At 60.4% G+C, this 21,233-nt stretch carries 19 protein-coding genes and 1 tRNA gene; 7 read left to right on the forward strand and 13 right to left on the reverse strand.

Translation table 11 applies throughout. The features are described from left to right. Window positions 1-186: 186 nt before the first annotated feature. Both BKN05_RS09985 and BKN05_RS09990 read right to left on the reverse strand, forming a co-directional pair. Window positions 187-390, reverse strand: coding sequence for a hypothetical protein (locus BKN05_RS09985; RefSeq protein WP_005326240.1), 204 nt, complete (start codon window positions 388-390; stop codon window positions 187-189). A 133-nt stretch (window positions 391-523) separates the two neighbouring features. Next, the gene (locus BKN05_RS09990; protein WP_286688552.1) at window positions 524-1,264 is read right to left on the reverse strand and encodes a hypothetical protein; all 741 of its coding nucleotides are present in this window, start codon (window positions 1,262-1,264) and stop codon (window positions 524-526) included. Window positions 1,265-1,546: 282 nt separating this feature from the next. Here BKN05_RS09990 and BKN05_RS09995 point away from each other — a divergent pair, with 282 nt between their 5' ends. Next, entirely contained in the window at window positions 1,547-2,479 is a 933-nt protein-coding gene (locus tag BKN05_RS09995) for a methylenetetrahydrofolate reductase (protein ID WP_269953998.1), read from the forward strand. After that, entirely contained in the window at window positions 2,466-4,736 is a 2,271-nt protein-coding gene (gene metE, locus BKN05_RS10000; protein WP_286688553.1) for a 5-methyltetrahydropteroyltriglutamate--homocysteine S-methyltransferase, read from the forward strand. The genes BKN05_RS09995 and metE overlap by 14 nt, the downstream gene beginning before the upstream one ends. 49 nt (window positions 4,737-4,785) lie before the next feature. Here metE and BKN05_RS10005 read toward each other — a convergent pair whose 3' ends face one another. After that, window positions 4,786-5,424 carry a DedA family protein gene (locus tag BKN05_RS10005; protein WP_269954000.1) on the reverse strand — a complete coding sequence of 213 codons (639 nt, stop codon included), beginning with the start codon at window positions 5,422-5,424 and terminating at the stop codon, window positions 4,786-4,788. A gap of 142 nt (window positions 5,425-5,566) precedes the next feature. Between BKN05_RS10005 and BKN05_RS10010 the strand changes: the two genes are divergently transcribed. Further along, window positions 5,567-7,204: a dihydroxyacetone kinase family protein gene (locus BKN05_RS10010; RefSeq protein WP_286688554.1), complete on the forward strand. Its 1,638-nt coding sequence runs from the start codon at window positions 5,567-5,569 to the stop codon at window positions 7,202-7,204. Here the strand turns inward: BKN05_RS10010 and BKN05_RS10015 are convergent. Beyond that, entirely contained in the window at window positions 7,164-7,823 is a 660-nt protein-coding gene (locus tag BKN05_RS10015; protein ID WP_286688555.1) for an HAD family hydrolase, read from the reverse strand. The two genes, BKN05_RS10010 and BKN05_RS10015, sit on opposite strands and share 41 nt — an antisense overlap. 69 nt (window positions 7,824-7,892) lie before the next feature. On the opposite strand from BKN05_RS10015, the gene BKN05_RS10020 reads away from it, so the two are divergent. The 3 genes from BKN05_RS10020 (at window position 7,893) to BKN05_RS10030 (ending at window position 10,924) form a co-directional block, all read left to right on the forward strand. Next, complete coding sequence (locus tag BKN05_RS10020) at window positions 7,893-8,423, forward strand: peptidylprolyl isomerase (RefSeq protein WP_005326254.1); 531 nt, start codon at window positions 7,893-7,895, stop codon at window positions 8,421-8,423. Window positions 8,424-8,530: 107 nt separating this feature from the next. Then, on the forward strand, window positions 8,531-9,184 hold the full coding sequence (locus tag BKN05_RS10025) for a rhomboid family intramembrane serine protease (RefSeq protein WP_286688556.1): 654 nt from the start codon (window positions 8,531-8,533) through the stop codon (window positions 9,182-9,184). A gap of 306 nt (window positions 9,185-9,490) precedes the next feature. Then, a complete protein-coding gene (locus tag BKN05_RS10030; RefSeq protein ID WP_286688557.1) occupies window positions 9,491-10,924 on the forward strand; it encodes a phytoene desaturase family protein in 1,434 nt (477 codons plus the stop codon). Here the strand turns inward: BKN05_RS10030 and BKN05_RS10035 are convergent. The 9 genes from BKN05_RS10035 to BKN05_RS10075 all read right to left on the reverse strand — a co-directional run bounded on the left by BKN05_RS10035 (window position 10,896) and on the right by BKN05_RS10075 (window position 20,730). Beyond that, window positions 10,896-11,459, reverse strand: a complete 564-nt coding sequence (locus BKN05_RS10035) for a hypothetical protein (RefSeq protein ID WP_286688558.1) — start codon at window positions 11,457-11,459, stop codon at window positions 10,896-10,898. The two genes, BKN05_RS10030 and BKN05_RS10035, sit on opposite strands and share 29 nt — an antisense overlap. A gap of 74 nt (window positions 11,460-11,533) precedes the next feature. Then, window positions 11,534-11,803, reverse strand: coding sequence for a cell division protein CrgA (gene crgA, locus BKN05_RS10040; RefSeq protein ID WP_005326260.1), 270 nt, complete (start codon window positions 11,801-11,803; stop codon window positions 11,534-11,536). A gap of 64 nt (window positions 11,804-11,867) precedes the next feature. Beyond that, window positions 11,868-13,826: a Stk1 family PASTA domain-containing Ser/Thr kinase gene (pknB, locus tag BKN05_RS10045; protein WP_286688559.1), complete on the reverse strand. Its 1,959-nt coding sequence runs from the start codon at window positions 13,824-13,826 to the stop codon at window positions 11,868-11,870. Between the two features lie 3 nt (window positions 13,827-13,829). Next, the gene (locus BKN05_RS10050; RefSeq protein WP_049378412.1) at window positions 13,830-15,275 is read right to left on the reverse strand and encodes a serine/threonine-protein kinase; all 1,446 of its coding nucleotides are present in this window, start codon (window positions 15,273-15,275) and stop codon (window positions 13,830-13,832) included. Beyond that, window positions 15,275-16,705, reverse strand: coding sequence for a penicillin-binding transpeptidase domain-containing protein (locus BKN05_RS10055; RefSeq protein ID WP_286688560.1), 1,431 nt, complete (start codon window positions 16,703-16,705; stop codon window positions 15,275-15,277). Before BKN05_RS10055 ends, BKN05_RS10050 begins: the two co-directional genes overlap by 1 nt. Continuing rightward, complete coding sequence (locus BKN05_RS10060; protein WP_049378410.1) at window positions 16,702-18,054, reverse strand: FtsW/RodA/SpoVE family cell cycle protein; 1,353 nt, start codon at window positions 18,052-18,054, stop codon at window positions 16,702-16,704. Before BKN05_RS10060 ends, BKN05_RS10055 begins: the two co-directional genes overlap by 4 nt. A gap of 3 nt (window positions 18,055-18,057) precedes the next feature. Continuing rightward, entirely contained in the window at window positions 18,058-19,422 is a 1,365-nt protein-coding gene (locus tag BKN05_RS10065; protein WP_286688561.1) for a PP2C family protein-serine/threonine phosphatase, read from the reverse strand. Further along, a complete protein-coding gene (locus BKN05_RS10070) occupies window positions 19,419-19,871 on the reverse strand; it encodes an FHA domain-containing protein FhaB/FipA (protein WP_005329668.1) in 453 nt (150 codons plus the stop codon). Before BKN05_RS10070 ends, BKN05_RS10065 begins: the two co-directional genes overlap by 4 nt. 25 nt (window positions 19,872-19,896) lie before the next feature. Then, window positions 19,897-20,730: an FHA domain-containing protein gene (locus BKN05_RS10075; RefSeq protein ID WP_005326268.1), complete on the reverse strand. Its 834-nt coding sequence runs from the start codon at window positions 20,728-20,730 to the stop codon at window positions 19,897-19,899. Between the two features lie 199 nt (window positions 20,731-20,929). Between BKN05_RS10075 and BKN05_RS10080 the strand changes: the two genes are divergently transcribed. Then, a tRNA-Leu gene (locus tag BKN05_RS10080) sits at window positions 20,930-21,014 on the forward strand. The last annotated feature ends 219 nt before the right edge of the window (window positions 21,015-21,233 follow it).

The raw sequence follows: 21,233 nt of genomic DNA on the forward strand, positions 1-21,233 counted from the left end.
GTATCGATACCGAGTACACACACTCAATCGGCATCCAAAAAGGCCACATCTAACCCCGCGACACGCCGATAGCAGACACACATTTTGTCGCTTAACCCGACGGCGGGGCGGCAAGCGTGGGGTGGGCACGCGAAAAATCCCTTCCGTACAGGCCGGTGACCTGCAGGGAAGGGATTGTGCTAACGCTTAGGCTAGGTGGTAATTGCGGACGTCGTGACCGTTGAACTCGCGCTCGATGCCGGCCTCATCCACGGAGTGGAAGGTGGTTCCGTTGTCGATGGCGAAGCGCAGGTTATCCACGCGAGAGGAAGGGTCTTTGGACACCGCACCCGCCGGGAAATAGTACGTTGAGCCGTCTTTGAGCTTGACGGTGAGGGACTCAAAGCTCATTGTTCATCTCCTTGTAGAAAGATCCCTAATGTGGGAATTCAATCAAGAGATTTTTGTTTAGGCAAAGCAATGAGATCTAGACAACGCTACGCATACCCCCACGGCGGGGTGGTGAGCGTATCTATTCCTCGGTTTACAGGCGGTGCTTGCCCTCGTTTTGGTGGTCATCGGTAACGCGGGTGGTATCGGCCGGCTGAGCTGCTTCTTCCTCGCGGTGCTTGGCCAGCTGCTCATCGATGGAACCGAGGAGCTCCTCATCGCGTACAGCACCTTCTTCAACGAGGTCAGACTGGGTGTCATTCTCGCTGGTGGAGGTGTAGACCAAGGTGGACTCCGGAGCGGTGTGGGAATCGGACTGGAAGTCGTCCACGCGTGGCGGGGTCTGGGACGGCTTGTCGTTGGAGCGCAGCCAGTAGTAGGCACCACCGGCTGCAGCGGACAGCAGGGCGATGATGCCGGCGAAGATCCAGCCCTTAGAGGACTTCTTATTCTTCTTCTGCTTCTTGGCTACCTTGGCGGACTTCTTCTTGAGGTTCTTCTGGGCCTTCTGAGAATCCTTCTTGGCCTGCTTGCGGGCCTTCTTAGCCTTCTTGGTGGCTTCTTCCTTGGCGTCGTTCAGGCGCTCGGTGGCGTCTTCACGGTAGTCGTTGAACTCCTCCAGGGCGCGCTCGAGGCGGGAGTGTGCGGCGCGGGTAACGGCGCCTGCCTGACGGCGCGGCTCGGCGAGGGTGCCGTTATCGCGCTCGTCCATCTTCTGTGCGGCCTCTTCCAGGGCGGTGTAGGCCTCGCGGGACTTTTCCTCGCGGTAGTTATTGAACTGGCTCCACAGGTTCGATGCGGTCTTAAAGGCCACGTTCAGTGTGGTGGGGTTCATGGGGTGGGACACTCCTTAACTCAGATTTATCCATTCGCTTTCACCCAGCATAGTGACGTGGTGGTTGGTGTACCACCGTTCGCGTCGTGGCGTACAGCGGGTACACGCTAGAAATAGACCGCTTGGTTCAGAATCAACGATTATTATTCATCTAATTTTTCGCTAACCTCGCAGTTTGCGGGCTTGCAAAGGTATCACCATTGCACAGTCGCTACCGCGCTAACTGAACAGCTTGGTACGTTTTTCTCAACACACCAACGACGACCAGCAAAGGAGGTGACCATGAGCCCGCGACTTTCGGCTTCCGCGCCCTTGGACTATGAAAGTGAAGAGGAAGCACCTACGCCCGAGCGCCTTGCCCTTTCCTTTGAGGTAATCCCGCCGCGCCACGATGCCGATGCCGCCAAGATCGACCGCTTACTAGAAGTCCTGGAAAGCTATCACCCTGATTACATCGCGGTGACCAGTTCCCAGCGCTCCGGTTGGTTGGAGGGAACCGCGGCCTTCATTGAGAAGATTTCGCAGAACACCTCTATGCGCCCCCTGGCGCACCTGGCCTGCACGGCCGGGACGCGCGACGAGCTCATCGGGTGGATCAATCGCTTGGTAGATGCCGGCGTGCGCGGCCTGCTGGCCCTGCGCGGCGATCTCCCCGAAGGGGGCATGCCCGAGCACTACCTGCAACATGCCGATGAGCTGGTTCGCCTCATCCGCGAGCTGGAAAGCCATCAGGCTGCCCGCTTCGCCGCCGGCCGCCTCGCGGTGAGCGTGGCGTGCTATCCCAGCGGCCATGCCGAATCCAAGAATGAGGACGAAGACTTCGACGTCCTGCTCAATAAGCAGCGCCTCGGCGCGGACTTTGCCATCACCCAGCTTTTCTTTGACGCCGAGGACTTCCTCCGCTTCGCCCAAAAAGCCAAGCTAGCCGGGGTGAAGATCCCCCTCATTCCGGGGATTATGCCCATGACCAGCCTGCGCCGGTTGGAGCGAATGGGGCAGCTGTCCGGGTTGACCGTACCCGAGAGGGTGCGTACTCAGCTCGCGGCAGCGACAACCCCAGAAGAGGAATACGAAATCGGCATGGAGCTTACCGCCCAATTGGCTCGCACCATCGTGGCCGGCGGCGCGGACGGCCTCCATATCTATACCCACAACAACCCGGACATTACGCAAGACCTGTTATCTCGAATCGGAGTAGACAATGACGAACACTAATTTCCCTCAGGCGACGATTGAGGGCTACCCTCGCGTCGGTGCCAACCGCGAACTCAAGCGTGCGCTGGAATCCTACTGGGCCGGCCGCATCGATGCGGAAACCTTCGAGTCCGCCGCACATTCCCTGCGCCTGGATACTTATAACCGCCTGCGCGACCTGGGCCTTACTGAGGACTACGCCATTCCTGCCGACGTCGCCTACTACGACCAGGTGCTCGAGACCGCACTGACCGTTGGCGCCGTGGCCGGCGAGACCCTGGATGATGAGTTCACCTTGGCCCGCGGCAATAAGGACACCGCGCCGCTGGAGATGACCAAGTGGTTCGATACCAACTACCACTACATCGTCCCGGAAATCGCCGATGACCAGGACTTCAAGGCGCACCCGCAGCGCGTTATCAAGCTGGTAGAAGAAGCCCGCGCGGCAGGCCACACCGTGCGCCCCTACCTCGTCGGCCCGGTTACCCTGCTGGCTCTGTCCAAGCAGGCAGAGGGTGCTACCAAGTCTCCGCTCGACCGCCTAGATGATGCCGTCAAGGCATACCAGGAGGTCCTGGCCGAGCTGGATAAGTCCGGCGTGAAGTGGGTACAGCTGGCCGAGCCTGCGCTGGTAGCGGACCTGACCATTGCCAATGATGAGGAACTGGCCGCCCACACCAAGCGCGCCTATGAGGCAGTTTTGGGTGCGGACAATCGTCCGCAGGTTTACCTCACCACCCCGTATGGCTCTGCGCGCAAGGGCCTCGAGGTTCTGGCCGAGCTCAAGCCGGAGGCCGTCCAAGTGGACCTTTCCGTAGGAACCCTGGCACTGGATGAGGGCTACCTCGATCGCGTGAAGAACCTGAAGTCCCACGTGGTTGCCGGCCTTATCGACGGCCGCAATGTCTGGGCCGCCAACCTGCGCGACCTGCGCTCCAAGTACGAGAACCTAGAGAGCAGCCTCGATTCCCTTTCTGTATCTACCTCCGTATCCTTGCAGCACGTGCCGCACACCGTGGAGGCAGAAACCAAGCTGCCGGCCGACGTCGCTACCTGGTTCTCCTTCGCCAACGAGAAGGTCAAGGAAGTCGTCGCCCTCTCCCAGGGCCCGCTGGAGGCACCGGAGGCTTATAGCATCAGCGACCGCGCAGTGCGCACCCGTGCCGAATCCGAGCGCATCCACAACGCGGCGGTGAAGGCGCGCATCGAGAAGCTGCCGGCCGGCGAGGTCAAGCGCGAGCCCGCCTTTGCTGAGCGCAACGAGGCGCAGAAGGAACTCGGCCTGCCGCAGCTGCCAACCACCACTATCGGCTCCTTCCCCCAGACCAAGGAGATCCGCCAGGCGCGTGCGGCGCACCGCAAGGGCGAGCTTTCCGACGCCGACTACAACGCCGCCCTCAAGGACGAGGTCAAGTCCGTCATTGAGCTGCAAGAGCGCCTCGGCCTCGATGTCCTCGTTCACGGCGAGCCGGAGCGCAATGACATGGTCCAGTACTTTGCCGAGCTGCTCGATGGCTTCGTCACCACCGAAAACGGCTGGGTCCAGTCTTATGGCTCCCGCTGCACCCGTCCGCCAATCGTGGTTGGTGACATCTCCCGCCCGGCTGCGATGACCACCGAGTGGTCCAAGTACGCCCAGTCGCTCTCGGAGCACCACGTCAAGGGCATGCTCACCGGTCCGGTGACCATCTTGGCCTGGTCCTTCGTCCGTGATGACGTACACCAGTCCGTTTCCGCGGACCAGCTCGGCGTCGCGCTGGCGGATGAGGTGCATGACCTGGAAGAGGCCGGCATCGACATCATTCAGATCGACGAGCCGGCCCTGCGCGAGTTGTTGCCGCTGCGTGAGGAAGACCGCAAGGCGTACCTGGACTGGGCCGTGCGTTCCTTCCGCCTGGTAGCCCTCGAGGCCAAGCCGACCACCCAGATCCACACCCACCTGTGCTACTCCGAGTTCGGCCAAATCATTGATGCCGTTGCCGGTTTGGATGCCGATGTCACCTCTATCGAGGCGGCCCGCTCCCGCATGGAGCTGCTGGAGGATATCGACGAGACCTTCCACTCTGAAATTGGCCCGGGCATCTACGATATTCACTCCCCGCGCGTGCCTTCCGTAGCGGAGATGGCCGAGCTCATCCGCGCCGCGCTCAAGCACGTGCCGGTCGAGCGCCTGTGGGTTAACCCGGACTGCGGCCTGAAGACCCGCGGCTACGAGGAGACCGAGGCCTCCCTGCGCAATATGGTGCTGGCTCGCGATGAGGTGCGCGATTCCCTCTAAGTCCCCCTAATTGCACCGCAATCCCGGCTGAGTGATGGACAAAAAGTCCTTACGCGGCCGGGATTTCGCGCTGTGCCTTGCGGCGATTATTGATCCAGCCGATGATCATCGGCAGCACGGAAATTGCCACCACGATCAGCATGATGATGTCGATGGAGTGAGCAATGCCCGGGATACCGCCCAGCAGTACACCGACGAGCAGCATGGAACCTACCCAGCCCACGCCGCCGAGGATATTCCAGCGCAGGAACGAGGAGTAGCCCATTTCTGCGGTGCCGGCAGCGAAGGGGACGAAGGTGCGCACAATCGGCACGAAGCGGCCCAATACCAGGGCCACCGGGCCATGGCGCTGGAAGAAGTCTTCCGCGCTATCAAGGTGTTCGGTGCGCAGAACGCGGGCATCGTCCTTGAAAAGCTTGCGGCCAAAGCGGCGGCCCAAGTAGAAACCCACCTGATCGCCGGCAAAGGCGGCCACCGTGGCCACGACAAAGAGGAGCCAGGCGTTGATGTCGAGTTCGTGGCGCAAGATGGCCGCGGTAACGAGCAGTGAATCACCTGGCAAGAATGGGAAAAGCACGCCGGACTCGATGAAGATGACGACGGCGACGCCGAGGAGGATATAAGGTCCAAAGCTTTGGAGCAGCGAGCCTGCGTCCATGAGGTTGTGGAGGGAGGACAAGAAATCCATGTGCGGATCCTTTCTTAATGGTTCCTTTAGTATCCTCCGCAAACTGCAAAGTAGCTGCGAAGCGGCTGGGTGTCCGAATGGAACTGGTATGTTTCTTTTCTTCTCCTAGCTTCCGGGTAAGAAACATCACTAACGTGGGAGTATGAACCACTCCGCATTCCGCAATAGTCAAGACACTTTTCTCTCCGACGCCCTCGCTGGGCTCATCGCCAACCACCCCGATGCTCGCTGGCACGACGTTGGCTTCATTGGCCGCTCCACGCCGCTGCGCACCGCGGACGGTGATCCGGCAGTGGCGGTGATTTCCGGTGGCGGTTCCGGCCACGAACCGATGCATGCCGGGTTTGTCGGCCAGGGCATGCTCGCAGCGGCCTGCCCGGGATTGCTCTTTACCTCCCCGAACGCGGTCCAGGTCAGCGAGGCCACCCAATGGGCTGACCAGGGCAGGGGAGTAGTCCATGTGGTGAAGAATTACACCGGAGACGTCATGAACTTTACCGTCGCTCGCAACGCCGCCGAGGCGGTAGACACCCGCACGGTACTGGTGGCCGATGATATTGCCACCGATGGCAACGAGGACGGCCCCGGCCGCCGCGGTACGGGCGCGACCATCCTGGTGGAAAAGGTCGCAGGCGCCGCCGCCTACCGCGGCGATGACGTGGACACAGTCGCTGAGTTGGGCAAGCGAGCCGCGGAGAATTCCCGCAGCATGTCCGTGGCGCTGGGCGCCGGCTTCATGCCGACCACCGGCCGCGAAACCTTCGATCTGGATGCCGGTCAGATGGAGGTGGGCGTGGGCATTCACGGCGAGCCGGGCACGCACACTGAGCAGGTGGGTAGCGCGAGCGCTATTGTGAGCCAGGTCCTGGATAAGATCGCGCCCGCCCTTGAGCTGGGCCAGGGCGATGAGGTGGTGTGCCTGGTCAATGGCCTCGGCGGCACCACCCCGCTGGAGCTGAGCCTGCTCTTTGGCGAGGCCTCCGCGCAGCTGGCCCAGCGCGGCGTCACCGTCGCCCGGTCGTTGGTGGGCTCCTACGTCACCGCGGTCAATATGCACGGCGCTTCTTTTACGCTGCTCAAGGCAGATGAGGAGCTGCTCGAGCTTATCGACGCCCCCACCTCCGCCCCCGCCTGGCCGCACACCCTGGGCGGTGCCAAGGCGGTGGAACCGGCCACCATCACCTTCCAGGATGAGCTGCCCACCGAGGGTGAGGAGAATCAGTGGCTCACCGCCTTTGTGGAGCGTCTCCAAGCTTCCTTTGAGTCACTTACTGAGTTGGATCGCAAGGCCGGCGACGGCGACTTTGGCCAGAACATGGAGGCGGCCTTTGGTGGCATCGAGCTTCCCCTGCGCGGCACGGATACTGAAATCTTCACCGGGCTGGCCAAGCGCCTGCTCGTCCTCGCCGGTGGTACCTCCGGCGCCGTCTTCGGCACGCTCTTTAATGAATTGGCCCGCGCGGAGTCGCTGGTGGATGGGCTCAATGATGCGGCCGACCTCATCCACGAGCTTGGTGGCGCGAAGCGCGGCGATCGCACCATGCTCGATGCCCTCATCCCGGCCGCAGAAAAGGCCCGCGAACTGGGGGCGAAGGATCCGGATGCGGAGACTTTGCAGGCGCTTTTTGATGCTGCCCATGCCGGAGCCCTCGACACCGAGGACCTCGCGGCAAAGAAGGGCCGCGCCTCCTACCTGGGAGATCGCAGCAAGGGAGTAATCGATCCGGGCGCCATCGTGGTCAGCTGGCTTTTCGGGGGAGAACCTCTCTCAACGCGCTAAGCGAGCGCAGATCCCCATCACCCGCACGGTCGAGGTGGAGCGCGTGCAGCCCGGCCGTGCGCGCGCCCTGCACATCGTTGGTGAGGGAATCGCCCACCATGAGCGTGTCCGCGGGGGCCGCACCCAGCTGATCGCAGGCGGCGAGGTAGGCCGCGCGCTGCGGTTTGGGGCAGCCGAGGTCGACGGTGGGGATGAGGTGGACGTCGGCAAGCGCAAGGCCTGTCGCCTCCAGCTTGGCCTGTTGCATCTCGCGCTCGCCGTTGGTGAGAACGCCCACCTGGAAGCCGGACTCGAGGGCCCAGGTGAGGGTGGGCAGGGCGTCGGCAAAAGCGCGCCATTGCTCCCGGTATGCGGAAAGATAGCCGTCGTAGGCGGCCAGCGCCTCAGCATCACTCATCTCTCGGCCGAGGAATTCGCGGCAGCGCGCCGCCCGCTGGCCGTGGTGGGAGACCTCGCCGCGCTCATAGGCTTGAAACCACTTTCGTTCAATGGCCGCGAACCGCGCATGCTGGCCCTCGGGCAGGCCGAGTTCGCGGCACCACTGATCCACTGCGTCCCGGGCCGCGCCGGTGTGGTCGAGCAAGGTATCATCCAGATCAAAAAGTAGCGCGCGAATCATGCCTTCAGGCTAGCGCGATCGCTGACAGCGTTATGTCATGCGCGGCAGGCGCGCGTTAAATTCTTTACAATGGCTGGCATGACTCAGAAGACCGCAACTGCAACGATGCATACCAACTACGGTGACATTGTTATCGATCTCTTCGGTAACCATGCACCGGTAACCGTTGAAAACTTCATCGGCCTGGCCAAGGGCGAGAAGGACTACTCCACCCAGAACGCAAAGGGCGAGCAGTCCGGCCCGTTCTATGATGGCGCAATCTTCCACCGCATCATCGATAACTTTATGATCCAGGGCGGCGACCCTACCGGCACCGGCCGCGGTGGCCCGGGCTACCAGTTCCAGGACGAGTTCCACCCGGAGCTGCAGTTTGACCGCCCATTCCTGCTGGCTATGGCCAATGCCGGCCCAGGCACCAACGGCTCCCAGTTCTTCATCACCGTGGCGCCGACCCCGCACCTGAACAACCACCACACCATCTTTGGTGAGGTTACCGATGCTGCCTCCCAGGAGGTTGTGTCCAAGATCGCCAAGGTTGATACCGACCGCATGGACCGTCCGCACGAGGACGTTGTTATCGAGTCCATCGATATCGCGTAATCGCTTTTCCCTCGGGCCCGTCACCGCATTTCCGTGCGGCGGCGGGCTCGTTGCAGTTTTACCCCAAGCAATCTACCGCTAGACCCGCCCCAAGGACTGACAACTTCATGACCATGGTGAGAAACTATATCCGCGCTACCCCGGCGACCGCGCTCATTGCCGCCGTTTGCATCATTGCTTGGCTTATTACCGCGGTGCAGGCTCGCACGCTAGGAGCCACCTTCTATGATTCCCCGCTCGCAGCGGATTGGGGCCTGTGGGGACCGGATTATCCCTTCCGCCCTCAGGCTGCGCTGTCTTCGGAGTTTATGCACCTAGACGCGGGCCACTTGGCGGTGAATATGGTCATGCTCTTGCTCATAGGCAGGGAAGTGGAGCGGGCGCTTGGCACTGCGCTGTACCTCGCCGCCTACCTCATTTCTTGCCTCGGTGCGTCCGCCATGATCTTGAAATTCGACTTCAATACCCCCACCGTCGGCGCTTCCGGTGCGCTCTTCGCGCTCATGGCCATGCTCGTAGGCGCTTACCGCCAGCGCGGGCTCGATCTCCGCGCGCCCATTGCCCTCGTTCTGGCGAATGTGGCCTATACCTTTCTAGCCGATGGCGTATCCCTGTGGGGACACCTTGGCGGGTTGTGCACAGGCATCGTGTTGAGCCTTTTCCTCTATCGAAAAAGCCCCACCCTCCGCTGGGGCGGCGTTGCTGCGGTGGCCGCGGTAGTCCTCGCACTATTAGCCCACCAAGCTGGGTTTTGGGGATAACTGTGGAATTTGATCACCGGAAAGCGTGTGCGAAAGAATTCCACAATGGTTATCCACATTGTGAATAACTACATTTTTGTAATTTACCGAACGTCTTTCCGGAGTTTTCCCTGATCACGCTGGTCTGGGCCGTGTGAAAGTGTGAAAATCAGCTTGTGGAAGCCCGTGAAAACAGTTATCCACAGGGTGTTAATAATTGTGTGAAATTCACATTTCACAGGTTTTCTCCACAGCCTGTGGATAACTTTCTACCCATTGTGTTAACAAGACTGATAAATTTGGGCATTGACCTGCATAAGGAGCATTGTGGATTATCAACCTCGCGCTGTGATCGTCGGCGCAGGCCCGAATGGACTCACGGCCGCGGCGCGCTTGGCTATGACCGGATGGCGGGTGGATATCTACGAGCGCGCCGGCCGGGCCGGTGGTGCGGCGGCATCCTCCGCGGAGATTTTCCCGGGCACGATTGTGGATCTCGGCGCGGCTGGGCACCCCTTTGGCGTAGCGAGCCCGGCCTTTCGCGCCCTCGACCTGGAAGCCCACGGTCTGCGGTGGCGCAATGCGCCTTATCCCATGGCCCATCCGCTAGAAGGCGCGCCGGCCGGGATCTTGCACGGTTCTTTGGCGGACACGGCGGCGGACTTGAGAGCCGATGCCCAGGCATGGAGGCGGTTGCACGGGCACATCGTCCGCCACATCGATGAGCATGTGGATAACGCGCTTACCCCGTTGGTGCGGTGGCCCGAAAGACCCGTGCGCTTGGCGCAGTTTGGCGCGGCCGGAGTCTTGCCCGCCAGCAGCTTGGCGGGGGCGGCCTTTCGCACACCCCAGGCCCGCGCGCTCTTTGCAGGCAGCGCGGTACACGCGATTACCTCGCCGACCACGTCTTTTACCTCAGCGTTCGGCCTGCTCTTTGGCGGGCTGGGCATGACCCGCGGCTGGCCCGTGGTGGAGGGTGGCACCGGCGCTCTTATCGATGCCCTCCTTAACCTCCTGCGCTCCCGCCGCGCCCGCCTCCACACCGGATGCGAGGTCACCGATCTGCGGGAGCTGTCTCCGGCCGATGCGACCATCCTGAACCTGACCCCGCGCCAGATAATGCGGCTGGGCGGTCTGGAACTGCGGGGCGGCACTCGGCGGAGCCTGGCGCGCTGGCGCTATGGCAGCGCCGTCTTCAAAGTGGACTTCCATCTCAGCGAACCCGTCCCGTGGGCCGATCCGCGCGTGGGTCAGGCCGGCACCGTGCACGTGGGAGGCACGCTGGAGGAGATATGTGGGGCTGAGGGGGACGTCGGCAAGCGGCGTATGCCTAAGCGACCCTTGGTATTGGCATGCCAGCAATTTGTTGCCGACCCCTCCCGAGGGCAAACGCTGTGGACCTATGCGCATGTCCCGCGCGGCTATGTGGAGCGCTATCCGGGTGAGGTCACCGAGCTGATTGTCGCCCAGGTCGAGCGCTTTGCCCCCGGATTTCGCGATACCATCCTGGCCACCCGTGCTACGAGCCCGGCCGATCTGGAGCGATGGAATCCTAATTTGGTGGGCGGTGATATCGCGGGCGGTTCCATGACCGGGCTGCAAACCCTCTTGCGACCACGCTTGTCGGCCCATCCGCACCGCCTCGCTCCGGGGGTCTTTGTGGCCTCTAGCTCGGCCGCGCCCGGCGCTGGCGTGCACGGCATGCCGGGGTGGTGGGCCGCCGAAGAAGCGCTTAGCGCGTGGAGCGACGCTGCCAAATAAAGAAGCCCGCACCGATGAGCCAGAGAGTCGCGGCGGCGAAGTACCCAGGAATGGTCGTGGTGCGGGGCAGGTAGGAACTGCCTGGGATGAACCCGGCAATCACGGGCTCGAGGAGGAAGCCAAGGACGGCGAGATAGTCGAACCAGCGGAACCGTGCTGCGGCCGCGCCGGCTAGCCCCAGAACGGGTCCAGAGATGAGCGCCAGGAGGAACCACTGGGCGTTGTACTCGAATGCCTCGCGCCAGCTATACACACCGAAGACCACGAGCAAGGCGTAGTGCACGGCCAGCATCATAACGATGATTCCCGTACCGGCCAGGAGTGCTTTGAGCCACCGGCCTGGAAAATCCTTACCCATGAGGTAGCTAAAGATTCCCCACACCATGCCCGAGCCCAAGACGTTGCCTAGGTAGTTGCGCAGGGAAAGGCGGAGGGGAGCGGCGCCGGTGAGGAGGGTGGCGTCGGCAAACGCGATATGCACGACCGCGTAGGCAACCGCAATGATGAGGCCAGCAGCAAGAATATGGCGAGACATGTGGCTCCTAGGTATGAAAAATCCTCGCCACCTACAGGAAGTAGGGAGCGAGGGAACAGGCTGGGAGCTCTAGTTTAGCGCCAACCCATGGTCATCAACAGGCCAATGATGGCGAGCCCGAAGCCAATGCCGTAATTCCAAGCGCCGAGGTCTGCCATGAACGGGATGTCCTGGCCAGCGAGGTAATTGACCACAAGCCACAGCAGGCCGATGACCATCAGGCCCAGCATGATGGCGACGTACCACTTCGGGGTGCCCTCAGAATTGATCTTGACGGGCGTGCGGTTGGTAGCAGAGCTCGAGGTAGGGACGGAGGAGCTCTGGGAAATCTTTGACTTCGGCATAAGATACCTTTTCTAGATTTAAAGTCTTATCTAAGTTCGTACTGAGGCCTTAGGATACCAGCAGTTATGGCTGCGGCAGAAGTGCAGCGGGGTCGAAACTCCACAGGCGGATATCAATATTTTGATCCTTGCGCATGGTATCGCCCGGGTTCACAGACGCCCAGCCAATCTTATTGGCATCCACCAAGGCACCGGTAGGAGCCGGCTCGCCGACGACGAACTGGCCGGTCCAGCCAGCCTCCCGCAGCGCAGCCTCGGCCTGGCCTTCATTCTTGCGTACCAGGTCAGGGGCCTTAAAGAGCATGCCATTGGATACCTCAACGGTAACCGGCTTGCCCTTTTCCAGCTCCGCGCCCTGGTTGGAGACGCTCAGCACCGTGCCCTTCGGCTCCAAGGAATCCACCTCGCGGACGTCTACATCAAAGTCATTCGACTCGAGACGGCTCTGGGCATCCTCGACGTCCATGCCGGCGACATTGGGCACGCGCTTCTTTTCGACGCCCTTAGAAACCGTTACCCGTACCTTCGATCCCTTGGACAACTGCGTGCCGCCGGCCGGGTTCTGCTTGATGATTTGGCCGGCCGGGGACTCATCGTTTTCCTCCGAGACATCGGAATTGAGCACCAAGCCTGCTCCTTCGAGGGCTCGAGCGGCCTCATCCAAGGTCATGCCGGTGATATCCGGGACGTCCGTAATCTCCTTGCCGGAGGAAACGGTCAGGGTCACCGAGGCATTCTTTTGCAGCTCGGAGCCTGGGGCCGGATTAATGCGGATGGCATTATTGCGTGGAATATCCGGGTTGGCCTCCTCATTGACGGTGACCTGCAGACCCATGTCTTCCAGTTCCTTAACCACCTCGTTGCGCGGGCGGTTTTCCACCTCGGGCACGGTGATTTTGTCCTCGTGGGCCGATTGGGTCTGGCGTGGCTTATCCTCAGATTCCTTTTCGGAGGAGAAGAAATCCCAGGCAAAGTAGCCCACAATGGCCACCAAGAGGGCGGCCAGGAACGCTGCCAGCCACTTCATCCAGCCGCCACCCTGATTGTCATCGTCCTCGGTGGGGCGGGTGGACTGGATTGGCGCGCGGTGCGCGGCCGCAGCTGGTGCGGCGGCACCGACCATTTCGGTAGGCTGCTCGTCTTCTTCCTCGTTGACGTGCATGCGCGCCGCCGCGGTGATCTGCCCATTGCGCAGGCGTTCCAAATCGCCGGCCATCTCCCAAGCGGACTGATAACGATCCGCCGGGTGCTTGGCCATAGCGGTAAGTACTACCGCATCGATATTGACGCGCTGGGTAGGGGTCAGCGAGGGATCCGCGATGAGCTCCGACGGCGGCGTCGGCTCTTCCTGCACATGCTGGTACGCAACCGCAAAGGGGGTTTCGCCCTCAAAAGGAGTATGGCCAGTAAGCGCCTCATAAAGTACGCAGCCCAGCGCATAGACATCGGAGCGGGCATCCGCGTTCTTACCGCGGGCCTGCTCCGGGGAAAGGTACTGGGCGGTGCCGATAACGGCGGAAGTTTGCGTCATCGCCGAGGTGGAATCATCCAAGGCACGGGCGATGCCGAAGTCCATCACCTTCACCTGGCCGGTGTTGGTGAGCATAATATTTGCCGGCTTGATATCGCGGTGGATAATACCGGCCTCGTGCGAGGCTTGTAGTGCATCCGCTACCGGTTTGAGGATATCTGCGGCCTCTTGGGCGGACAGAGCGCCATCCTCGCGAATGATATCGCGCAAGGTGCGGCCGTTGACCCGCTCCATGACGATATATGGGATGGTCATGCCATCCAGCTCGGTTTCACCGGTGTCATAAACCGCCACGATATTGGGGTGATTCAGCTTGCCCGAGTTCTGGGCCTCGCGGTAAAAACGCTCGCGGAAGTTGACGTCGCGCGCCATTTCCGGTCGGAGCATCTTCACCGCCACTTGGCGGCCTAGGACGGTGTCTTCGGCAGCATAGACCTCAGACATGCCACCGGCGCCGATGATCTCGCCTCTCCGATAGCGGTCATTGACCATCGCTTAGTCACCCTCCTGTGTAAGTAGATCGGCCAAGTCTCCGGGGAGCTCATTAGCCTGCGAGTTTACTGGAGTATCCAGCTCAGGTGTAGTTTCAACGTGCGTATCCTGCGGATTCTGTTGCGTTGGTACGGCCGGGGGCTGTTCCTGGCGAGTAGGCGAGTGGCGCGTGGGTGCCTCGCGGTGAGTCGTGCGCGGGGCTTCTTCCAGATTGGATTCCTGCGGCTCCGTCTCTGTCACCGTCACCGGTTCTGGGGCCTCTTCCGTATCTTCGTCCGGGGTGTCCTGCGGGGTGGTGGTGGGATCGCGGTACTCCGTAACTACCGAGGTCTCCGGGGTGCTAGAGGGCTCGCTGTCGCCCTCGTTATCGCTCAAGTTGTGGTAGGCAGCGTAACCACCACCGGCCACGGCTGCGAGGAGCAGGGTGATACCCAGGCCCTTCAGGAAGGAGGATCCGCCCTTGGACTCCTTGTGCGCAGCAGTGCCCGCAGCCGGATGGATCGTGGTGGGCTGGGCAACGTTGCCCAACATCTCCGTCGATGCGGACGGAGAGGGCTCGGGTGCGCGTTGCGTTAGCGGGGCGGACTTAGGCTGCGGCGGGCGCTTGCCCAAGCGAACTGCGGAGATGGCCAGGGTGAACTCATTGCCATCGGCGTAGCGGGTGGCCGGATCCTTGCGCAACGCAATGCGGATGAGCTCGCGAGCCGGGGCGCTGATATTCGTCGATAGTGGCTCCGGCTCCTGGTTGATGTGGGCCAGGGCGATGGACACGGAGGAATCTCCGGTAAAAGGGCGCTTGCCGGCGAGCATTTCATAGCCGACGACGCCGAGCGAATAGACGTCGGAAGCCGGCGTGACGTCCTTGCCCTGTGCCTGCTCGGGCGATACATATTGCGCGGTACCCACCACCATGCCGGTGCGGGTCAGCGGCACGGCCGCAGCCGCCTTGGCAATGCCAAAGTCCGTGATCTTGACCTGGCCATTTTGCGTAATGAGGAGGTTGCCGGGCTTAATATCGCGGTGGACCAGCTCCATGCGGTGAATGATGGAGAGGCCATGCGCCGCCTGCTCGAGGACGTCGAGAGCGAGCTCTTCTTGCAGCGTATTTTCGCGCGCCAAAAGGTCTGCGAGGGATTCACCGCGCACATACTCCAAGGCCATGAAGCAGAACTTGCGGCCGTTATCCTCTAGCTCGCGGTAGTCATAAGTGGCCACCACGTTCTCGGACTGAATGGATTCGGCCGATTTTGCCTCGTTGCGAAAGCGCGAGAGGAACTCCTGGTTATCGGAAAATTCCGGGCGCAGAACCTTGAGCGCTACCTCACGATCATTGCGGGTATCATCGGCCAACCACACGGTGGACATTCCGCCGTGACCGATGATCCACTGCAGCTCGTAATCGCTGCCAATCAGTGCCTGGAGATGTTCCTTATTCTCGGCGCTATTCATTACTGCTCCCCCTGGTATGCGCGCAGGATAGCGCGGCCAATTGGGCCGGAAACCTTGCCGCCCGTCGCGGACTCACCCAAGTTACCACCATTTTTCACCACGACGCCTACCGCGATATCGCGTTCCGGATCGAAGGCAACGTACCACACATGCGGGGCCAGCCCCTCGCCGTGCTCGGCGGTGCCGGTCTTGGAGGCAAAGCCGTTACCGTCATAGCCCCAGGACGAACGCTCGGAGGCATACATCAAGTCAGTAAGCGTCGCCGCAGTTTCCTCATTAACCGCCTGGTCCGCCTTCTTCGGCTTGGTGGTGCGGACGTCCTTCATCTGGGCGTCGGTAATGCGATTGACCAGGTAGGGCTGCATGCGGGTGCCCTTATTGGCGACGGTGCCCGCCATGACGGCTGCCTGCAGCGCGGTCATGGTGACGTCGCGCTGGCCAATGACGGACTGCGCCGTGGCCGACCCATCCGGCAAATCACCCAAGGTGCCGGCGGAGGTAGACACGCCGAGGTCGTAATTCTCGCCCACGCCAAAGGCCTTGGCGTACTTGCGCAGCTCATCAGCGCCGAGCTGCTCCGACATTTCTACAAAGGCGGTATTGCACGACAGCGCAAAGGCGGTCTGCAGGGTCACCGCATCCTGACCATTGCACTTTTGGTTGTCGTAGTTAGTCAGCTCCGTCACCGTATCCGGCAAGGTAATGACATTGGAACCGGTCAGGGTGGAGGAAGGATCAAAGCCATTGTTAAGGCCCGCCGCGGTGGTGATGATCTTGAAAATGGAGCCAGGAGGCAAGGTCTCTGCACCGGCGTGGTTGACCAGCGGCTGCCCCTCCTGCTCCTGCAGGTTGGCCCAGGTCTCCTCGGCAGAATCACCCATTAGATCATTGGGGTTGTAGCCGGGGTTGGAGGCCATAGCTAGAATCTTGCCGGTGGAGGGCTGAATGGCAACCGCCGAGCCCTCGTAACCTGAGCCCACAAGCTGATCGTAAGCCGCCTGCTGGAGTGCAGGATCGATGGTGACCTCTACATTTGCACCCTGCTTCGGCTTATCGGCTAGAGCATCGAGCCAGTTTTGCTTCATTAAAGAATCATCAGTGCCATTGAGGATGTCATTTTGGGAGGACTCTAGTTCCGAGGCCCCAAATTGGCTCGACAAGTAGCCGGTCAGGTGGCCAAAGGCCGGTGAATCAATGGGGTAGGAGCGCGAGTAGGTCTCGTCTGGGTTCTGCGTCGACTGTGCCAATACGGTATTACCCGCAAAGATTTGGCCGCGCGGGGTGGTCTGCATTTCCATGAAGCCGCGCATATTCCGCGGATTATGGGCATATTTATCTTCAGAAAAAGCGTGAATCACCGTCAAGTTGACCAGCAAGATGGCCGTCAAAATGATGGCGAACAGTGACACTAGGCGGATGGATCGATTCATCGGTGAGCCTCCTGGACCGACGGGAACATGGAGGTATCGCTCGGAGCATTGCCCGAGGTCTCCTGCATGGGGCGACGAGCCGCGTTAGAGATCCGCAGCAGAATCGCCAACAACACGTAGTTAGCCATGAGAGAGGAACCACCGGCAGACATGAATGGCGTGGTCAAACCGGTCATCGGCAGCAGGGCAGAAATACCGCCGGTGACCACAAAGACCTGAACTGCCAAGGTAAGAGAAAGACCGGAAGCCACCAGCTTGCCGTAAGTATCGCGGGTGCGCAGCGCAGTGCCAAAGCCGCGGGTGGCCAGCATACCGAAAAGCACCAGTACGGCGGTTAGGCCAATGAGGCCGAATTCCTCACCGATTGCGGCAAGGATGAAGTCCGAGTGGGCCACCGGAACCAGCTCTGGATGCCCCTCGCCCAAGCCGCTGCCAGAGATGCCGCCCGAAGACATGCCGAATAGCGACTGGGAAAGCTGGAAGCCCGTGCCATCATAATTGCCCAGCGGGTCTAGGAAGTTAGAAAAGCGTTGCTGGATCTTCGCGGAGATCTGATAAATACCAAAACCACCAACGCCAACGAGGATGACGCCGATAAGCAGCCAGCTCACCCGGCCGGTGGCCATGAATAGCATGCCAAGGACGGTGCTAAACAGCAGCAGCGCTGGGCCGAAGTCATTGGAAATGCCCATGATGACGATCGCGATGGCCCACACGATCAGGATGGGTGCGAGGTCGCGAAGGCGCGGCAGGGAGATACCCAGTACTCGGTATCCCGCTACGGTAAACAGGGAGCGCTTTTGCGTCAGTAGCATGGCAAAGAACAAGATCAGCAAGATCTTGGAGAACTCACCCGGCTGGATGGAAAAGGGGCCCAAGTTTATCCAGATGCGTGCCTCCACGTCCGCAGGCTGCGGCCATACCAGCGGCAGGGCTAGCAGGATGAGGCCAGCAGCACCCAAAATATAGGAGTAGCGCGTCAGCGACCTGTGATCCTTCAAAATAGCTAAGACCAGCACAAAGAGTACAAGTCCGACGATGGTCCACATGACCTGACGCACCGCGAGCCCGCTTTCATTGACCAGATCCAGGCGGGCCAACATGATGAGCCCCATGCCGTTGAGGATCGCCACAATCGGCAGCATGATTTGATCGGCATGCGGCGCTAAGAAACACATCACCAAGTGGGCAACGGTGAAGACGCCGATGAATCCGCCGATGAGATAAACCAGGTCCATCGTCAGCGCATTGTCTTGGGATAGCTCCAGGCTGACCAGAGTAATAGCGAAGACAATGGCGGATAGGATGAGCAGGCCGAGTTCGGTGCCTCGGCTAAAAAACTTTTTCACAACCTACACCTCCCGGCAGGTAACGCCAGGCTTGTTTTTCTTGGCATCCTTTTTATCTTTTTGGCTCGGTGCAGTGATACATGGCTTGAGCGCCTTATCGCCCAAATCATTGATCTGTTGCTGCACCTCACCTAGATCACCAGTGGAGAGATGGTCGACGGCGCTGCGTTCAGATTCCGGCAGGTCCGTGACCTTCAGCGGCGTGAAGTCGCTCTCGCACGGCTGGCTGGAAAATAGCAGCGAGTTGCTGTCATTAATGCACACGTTTTGGTGCCTGGAGTGTAGTTCCTTGCCAAAGACGGAATAGTCAGCACCCTGTTGGATGGTGATTTCTTGTGCCTCGTTGGTAGCCACGTAGTAATTATTGGACAAGAAGTTCTTCGCCCACAGACCGAAGCCGATGACCAGCGCGAGCACGATGAGCAAGGCAATGAGGACCTTCCAGCCGATCTTTCGGCCAGAAGTTTCGTCCTCCGCTTCGTCATCAGCTGGCTCGGGGCGCTCCTCCTCACCATCGGCCATGACGGCCGGTGGAATTACTTGCGGCTTGCGGGAGAGCTGTGCCGCCCGGGAAGCAGAAGAATCCGGATGGGTTGGTTCTTCCGTAGGACCCGCGAGGGCGCCTACGCGGAATGGTTCGTGCTCCTGGGGGCTTTCCTCGGTTACTTCACCGATAACCACGGTGACATTATCCGGACCTCCGGAGCGGATGGCCAGGTCCACTAGGTTGGAGCCGGCCTGCTCAATGCTGCCCTGCCCCAGTGCGGTTTCAATAGTGGAGGCTGTTACCGGATCCGAAAGCCCATCGGAGCACAACAGGATACGGTCGCCGGGCTTGGCGTCGAGGGTAAATAGCGTTGCCTCGACCGGGCGGCCCGTATAGGCCTTTAGAATGAGGGACTTTTGCGGGTGCGACGAGACATCGCCTGGGTCCAGTTCGCCCTTATCCACCAAGGATTGCACGTAGGTATCATCCTTGGTGATCTGCTCGAGCTTGCCGTCGCGCAGCAGGTAGCCGCGGGAATCACCCACGTGGCAGACGCCGAAATCCGTGCCGTTAAAGAGCATGGTGGACAGCGTGGTGCCCATGCCTTCGGTCTCTGGATGGGCTTTGACGTGGTCACTGATGGCCTCATTGGCCTGCTCGGCGGCCGCTTCTAGCAGGGCCTTGGTGTCTTCCTGACCCGGATCTTGGTCCAAGATTTCTAGGTGGTTGACCATCAGCTCGGAGGCAACCTCGCCTGCCGCGTGGCCACCCATGCCATCGGCCAAGATCAAAAGGTGAGGACCGGCGTAGCCTGAGTCCTCGTTGTTGTCGCGAATGAGGCCGCGATCGGACTTAGCAAAGAAGTTCAGCTTCAGTGTCATGCGTTCAACCTCACGGTGGTGCGGCCCAGCTTAATTTCGGAGTCCGCGCCGACTACTTCGGGTTGGTCGATGCGCACGCCATTGACAAAGGTGCCATTGCGAGATTCCAAATCCTCCACAACCCATTCGCTGCCGCGGCGGAAAAGCCGGGCATGGTGGCCAGAAGAATAATCGTCGCCCGTGACAAAATCGCAGTCAGAGGCGCGGCCCAACGTGCAGTCCTCCAACGTGCCTAATTCCATATGGGAGCCCTGCAGGGGACCCTCCACGATGGACAGCTGCTTAATCGCTTCCCGACGCCGCGGTGCGCCAACCTTCTTCGACTGCTGGCGGATAGCACCGGCAGACTTATTAGTATCGCGGCGCATGGCGTTCAAGGCCACCAGGATAAAAATCCAGAGCAGAGCCAACAAGCCGATGCGAAGCGCCAGCATGATGACTGCATCCATGGCGACCTCCCTTCCTTAACTGAAATTAGTAGCTGTGCGAATCAAGGCCCGTGATGCGGACCTCAATGTGGGAATGGCCCATGGTGATCACATCGCCATCGGCAAGCAGCCAATTATCAATCGGCGTTTCATTCACCGTGGTGCCGTTGGTGGACTGCAAATCCACCAGAACCGCATCCTGGCCGTTCCAGGTGATTTCCGCGTGCTGGCGGGATACGCCAGTATCCGGCAGGCGCAGGTCGGCGTCGTTGCTGCGGCCGATAATATTGGAGCCTTCCTGGACGTGATAAACGCGCGAAGAGCCATCCTGCAGCATCAGGTTGACTGCTGGGCCCTGCGGCTGTGGGGCGGGTTGACTATCTGGAGCAATGAAAGCGGTAGTTACCGCGTCATCAGCCGTATTCTCGTGCTGCTCGGTCATCTGGTCCTCCTGACCATCAAAGTCGTGGAAAATAGCCTCAAAACCGGTCTCTTCCGTGGGCTCGTGATCAATAAACGAGGACACGCGAAGCTGACCCGTGCGCAAACCAGATTCTTCTGCCACTCGCACGATCACGGGGCCCGCAAGGGACCATCCGCTATTGCGAATGAAGCGCGACAACTGGTCTGCACAATCGGCCGGCAAATTGCGATCCTGCGACAAGTTCTCCAAATCCTTGGAGGAGACACCCACAGTCATTACGTTCGGACTATAAAGGTTGTCATCGTCGCCGCGCGCGAGATTGTCCTGAGCCTCTTGCTTCAAAAGCTCATCAATTTCCGCGGGAACGACCTTGCCGCCGAAGACAAGGGCCATGCCGTTATCAAGGCCGCGTTGCATGGCGGAGTCCAGCTTCGCCAGCTTTTCTAAAAACGCCACGAGCCATTCTCCTTTCCACCATGCAGCGATCAGTAGCGATCAGTATAGTTTGTTCACTCCCTCGAAACGTAGATGGCGACGCGAAAGTTCCCAGAAATTTCGCCACCCCCTCCTCGAAATAATCCACTTTTCCTGCAGATTTGTAGTTTAATGCGCTTTTCGTGGTATCTTTATCAAGTCGCTAAGACAACCACACCCTGCCCGGGTGGCGGAATTGGCAGACGCGCTGGCTTCAGGTGCCAGTGTTCGATAAGAACGTGCGGGTTCAAGTCCCGCCCCGGGCACCCTGTGAAGTCTCGAGACATCGTTCCGGTCGATGCCTCGAGATTTTTCGTTTTCAGTTGCCCTGTTGGGGGTCAAGTTCGTTGTCTTTCTTGTTGTAATAGATTTTTTCTTCGGTGAGTGTGGGTTAAGCGACAAAATGTGTGTCTGCTATCGGCGTGTCGCGGGGTTAGATGTGGCCTTTTTGGATGCCGATTGAGTGTGTGTACTCGGTATCGATA

It is taken from the genome of Corynebacterium sp. S5S1, assembly GCF_001913985.1.
Taxonomy (GTDB): domain Bacteria; phylum Actinomycetota; class Actinomycetes; order Mycobacteriales; family Mycobacteriaceae; genus Corynebacterium; species Corynebacterium marquesiae.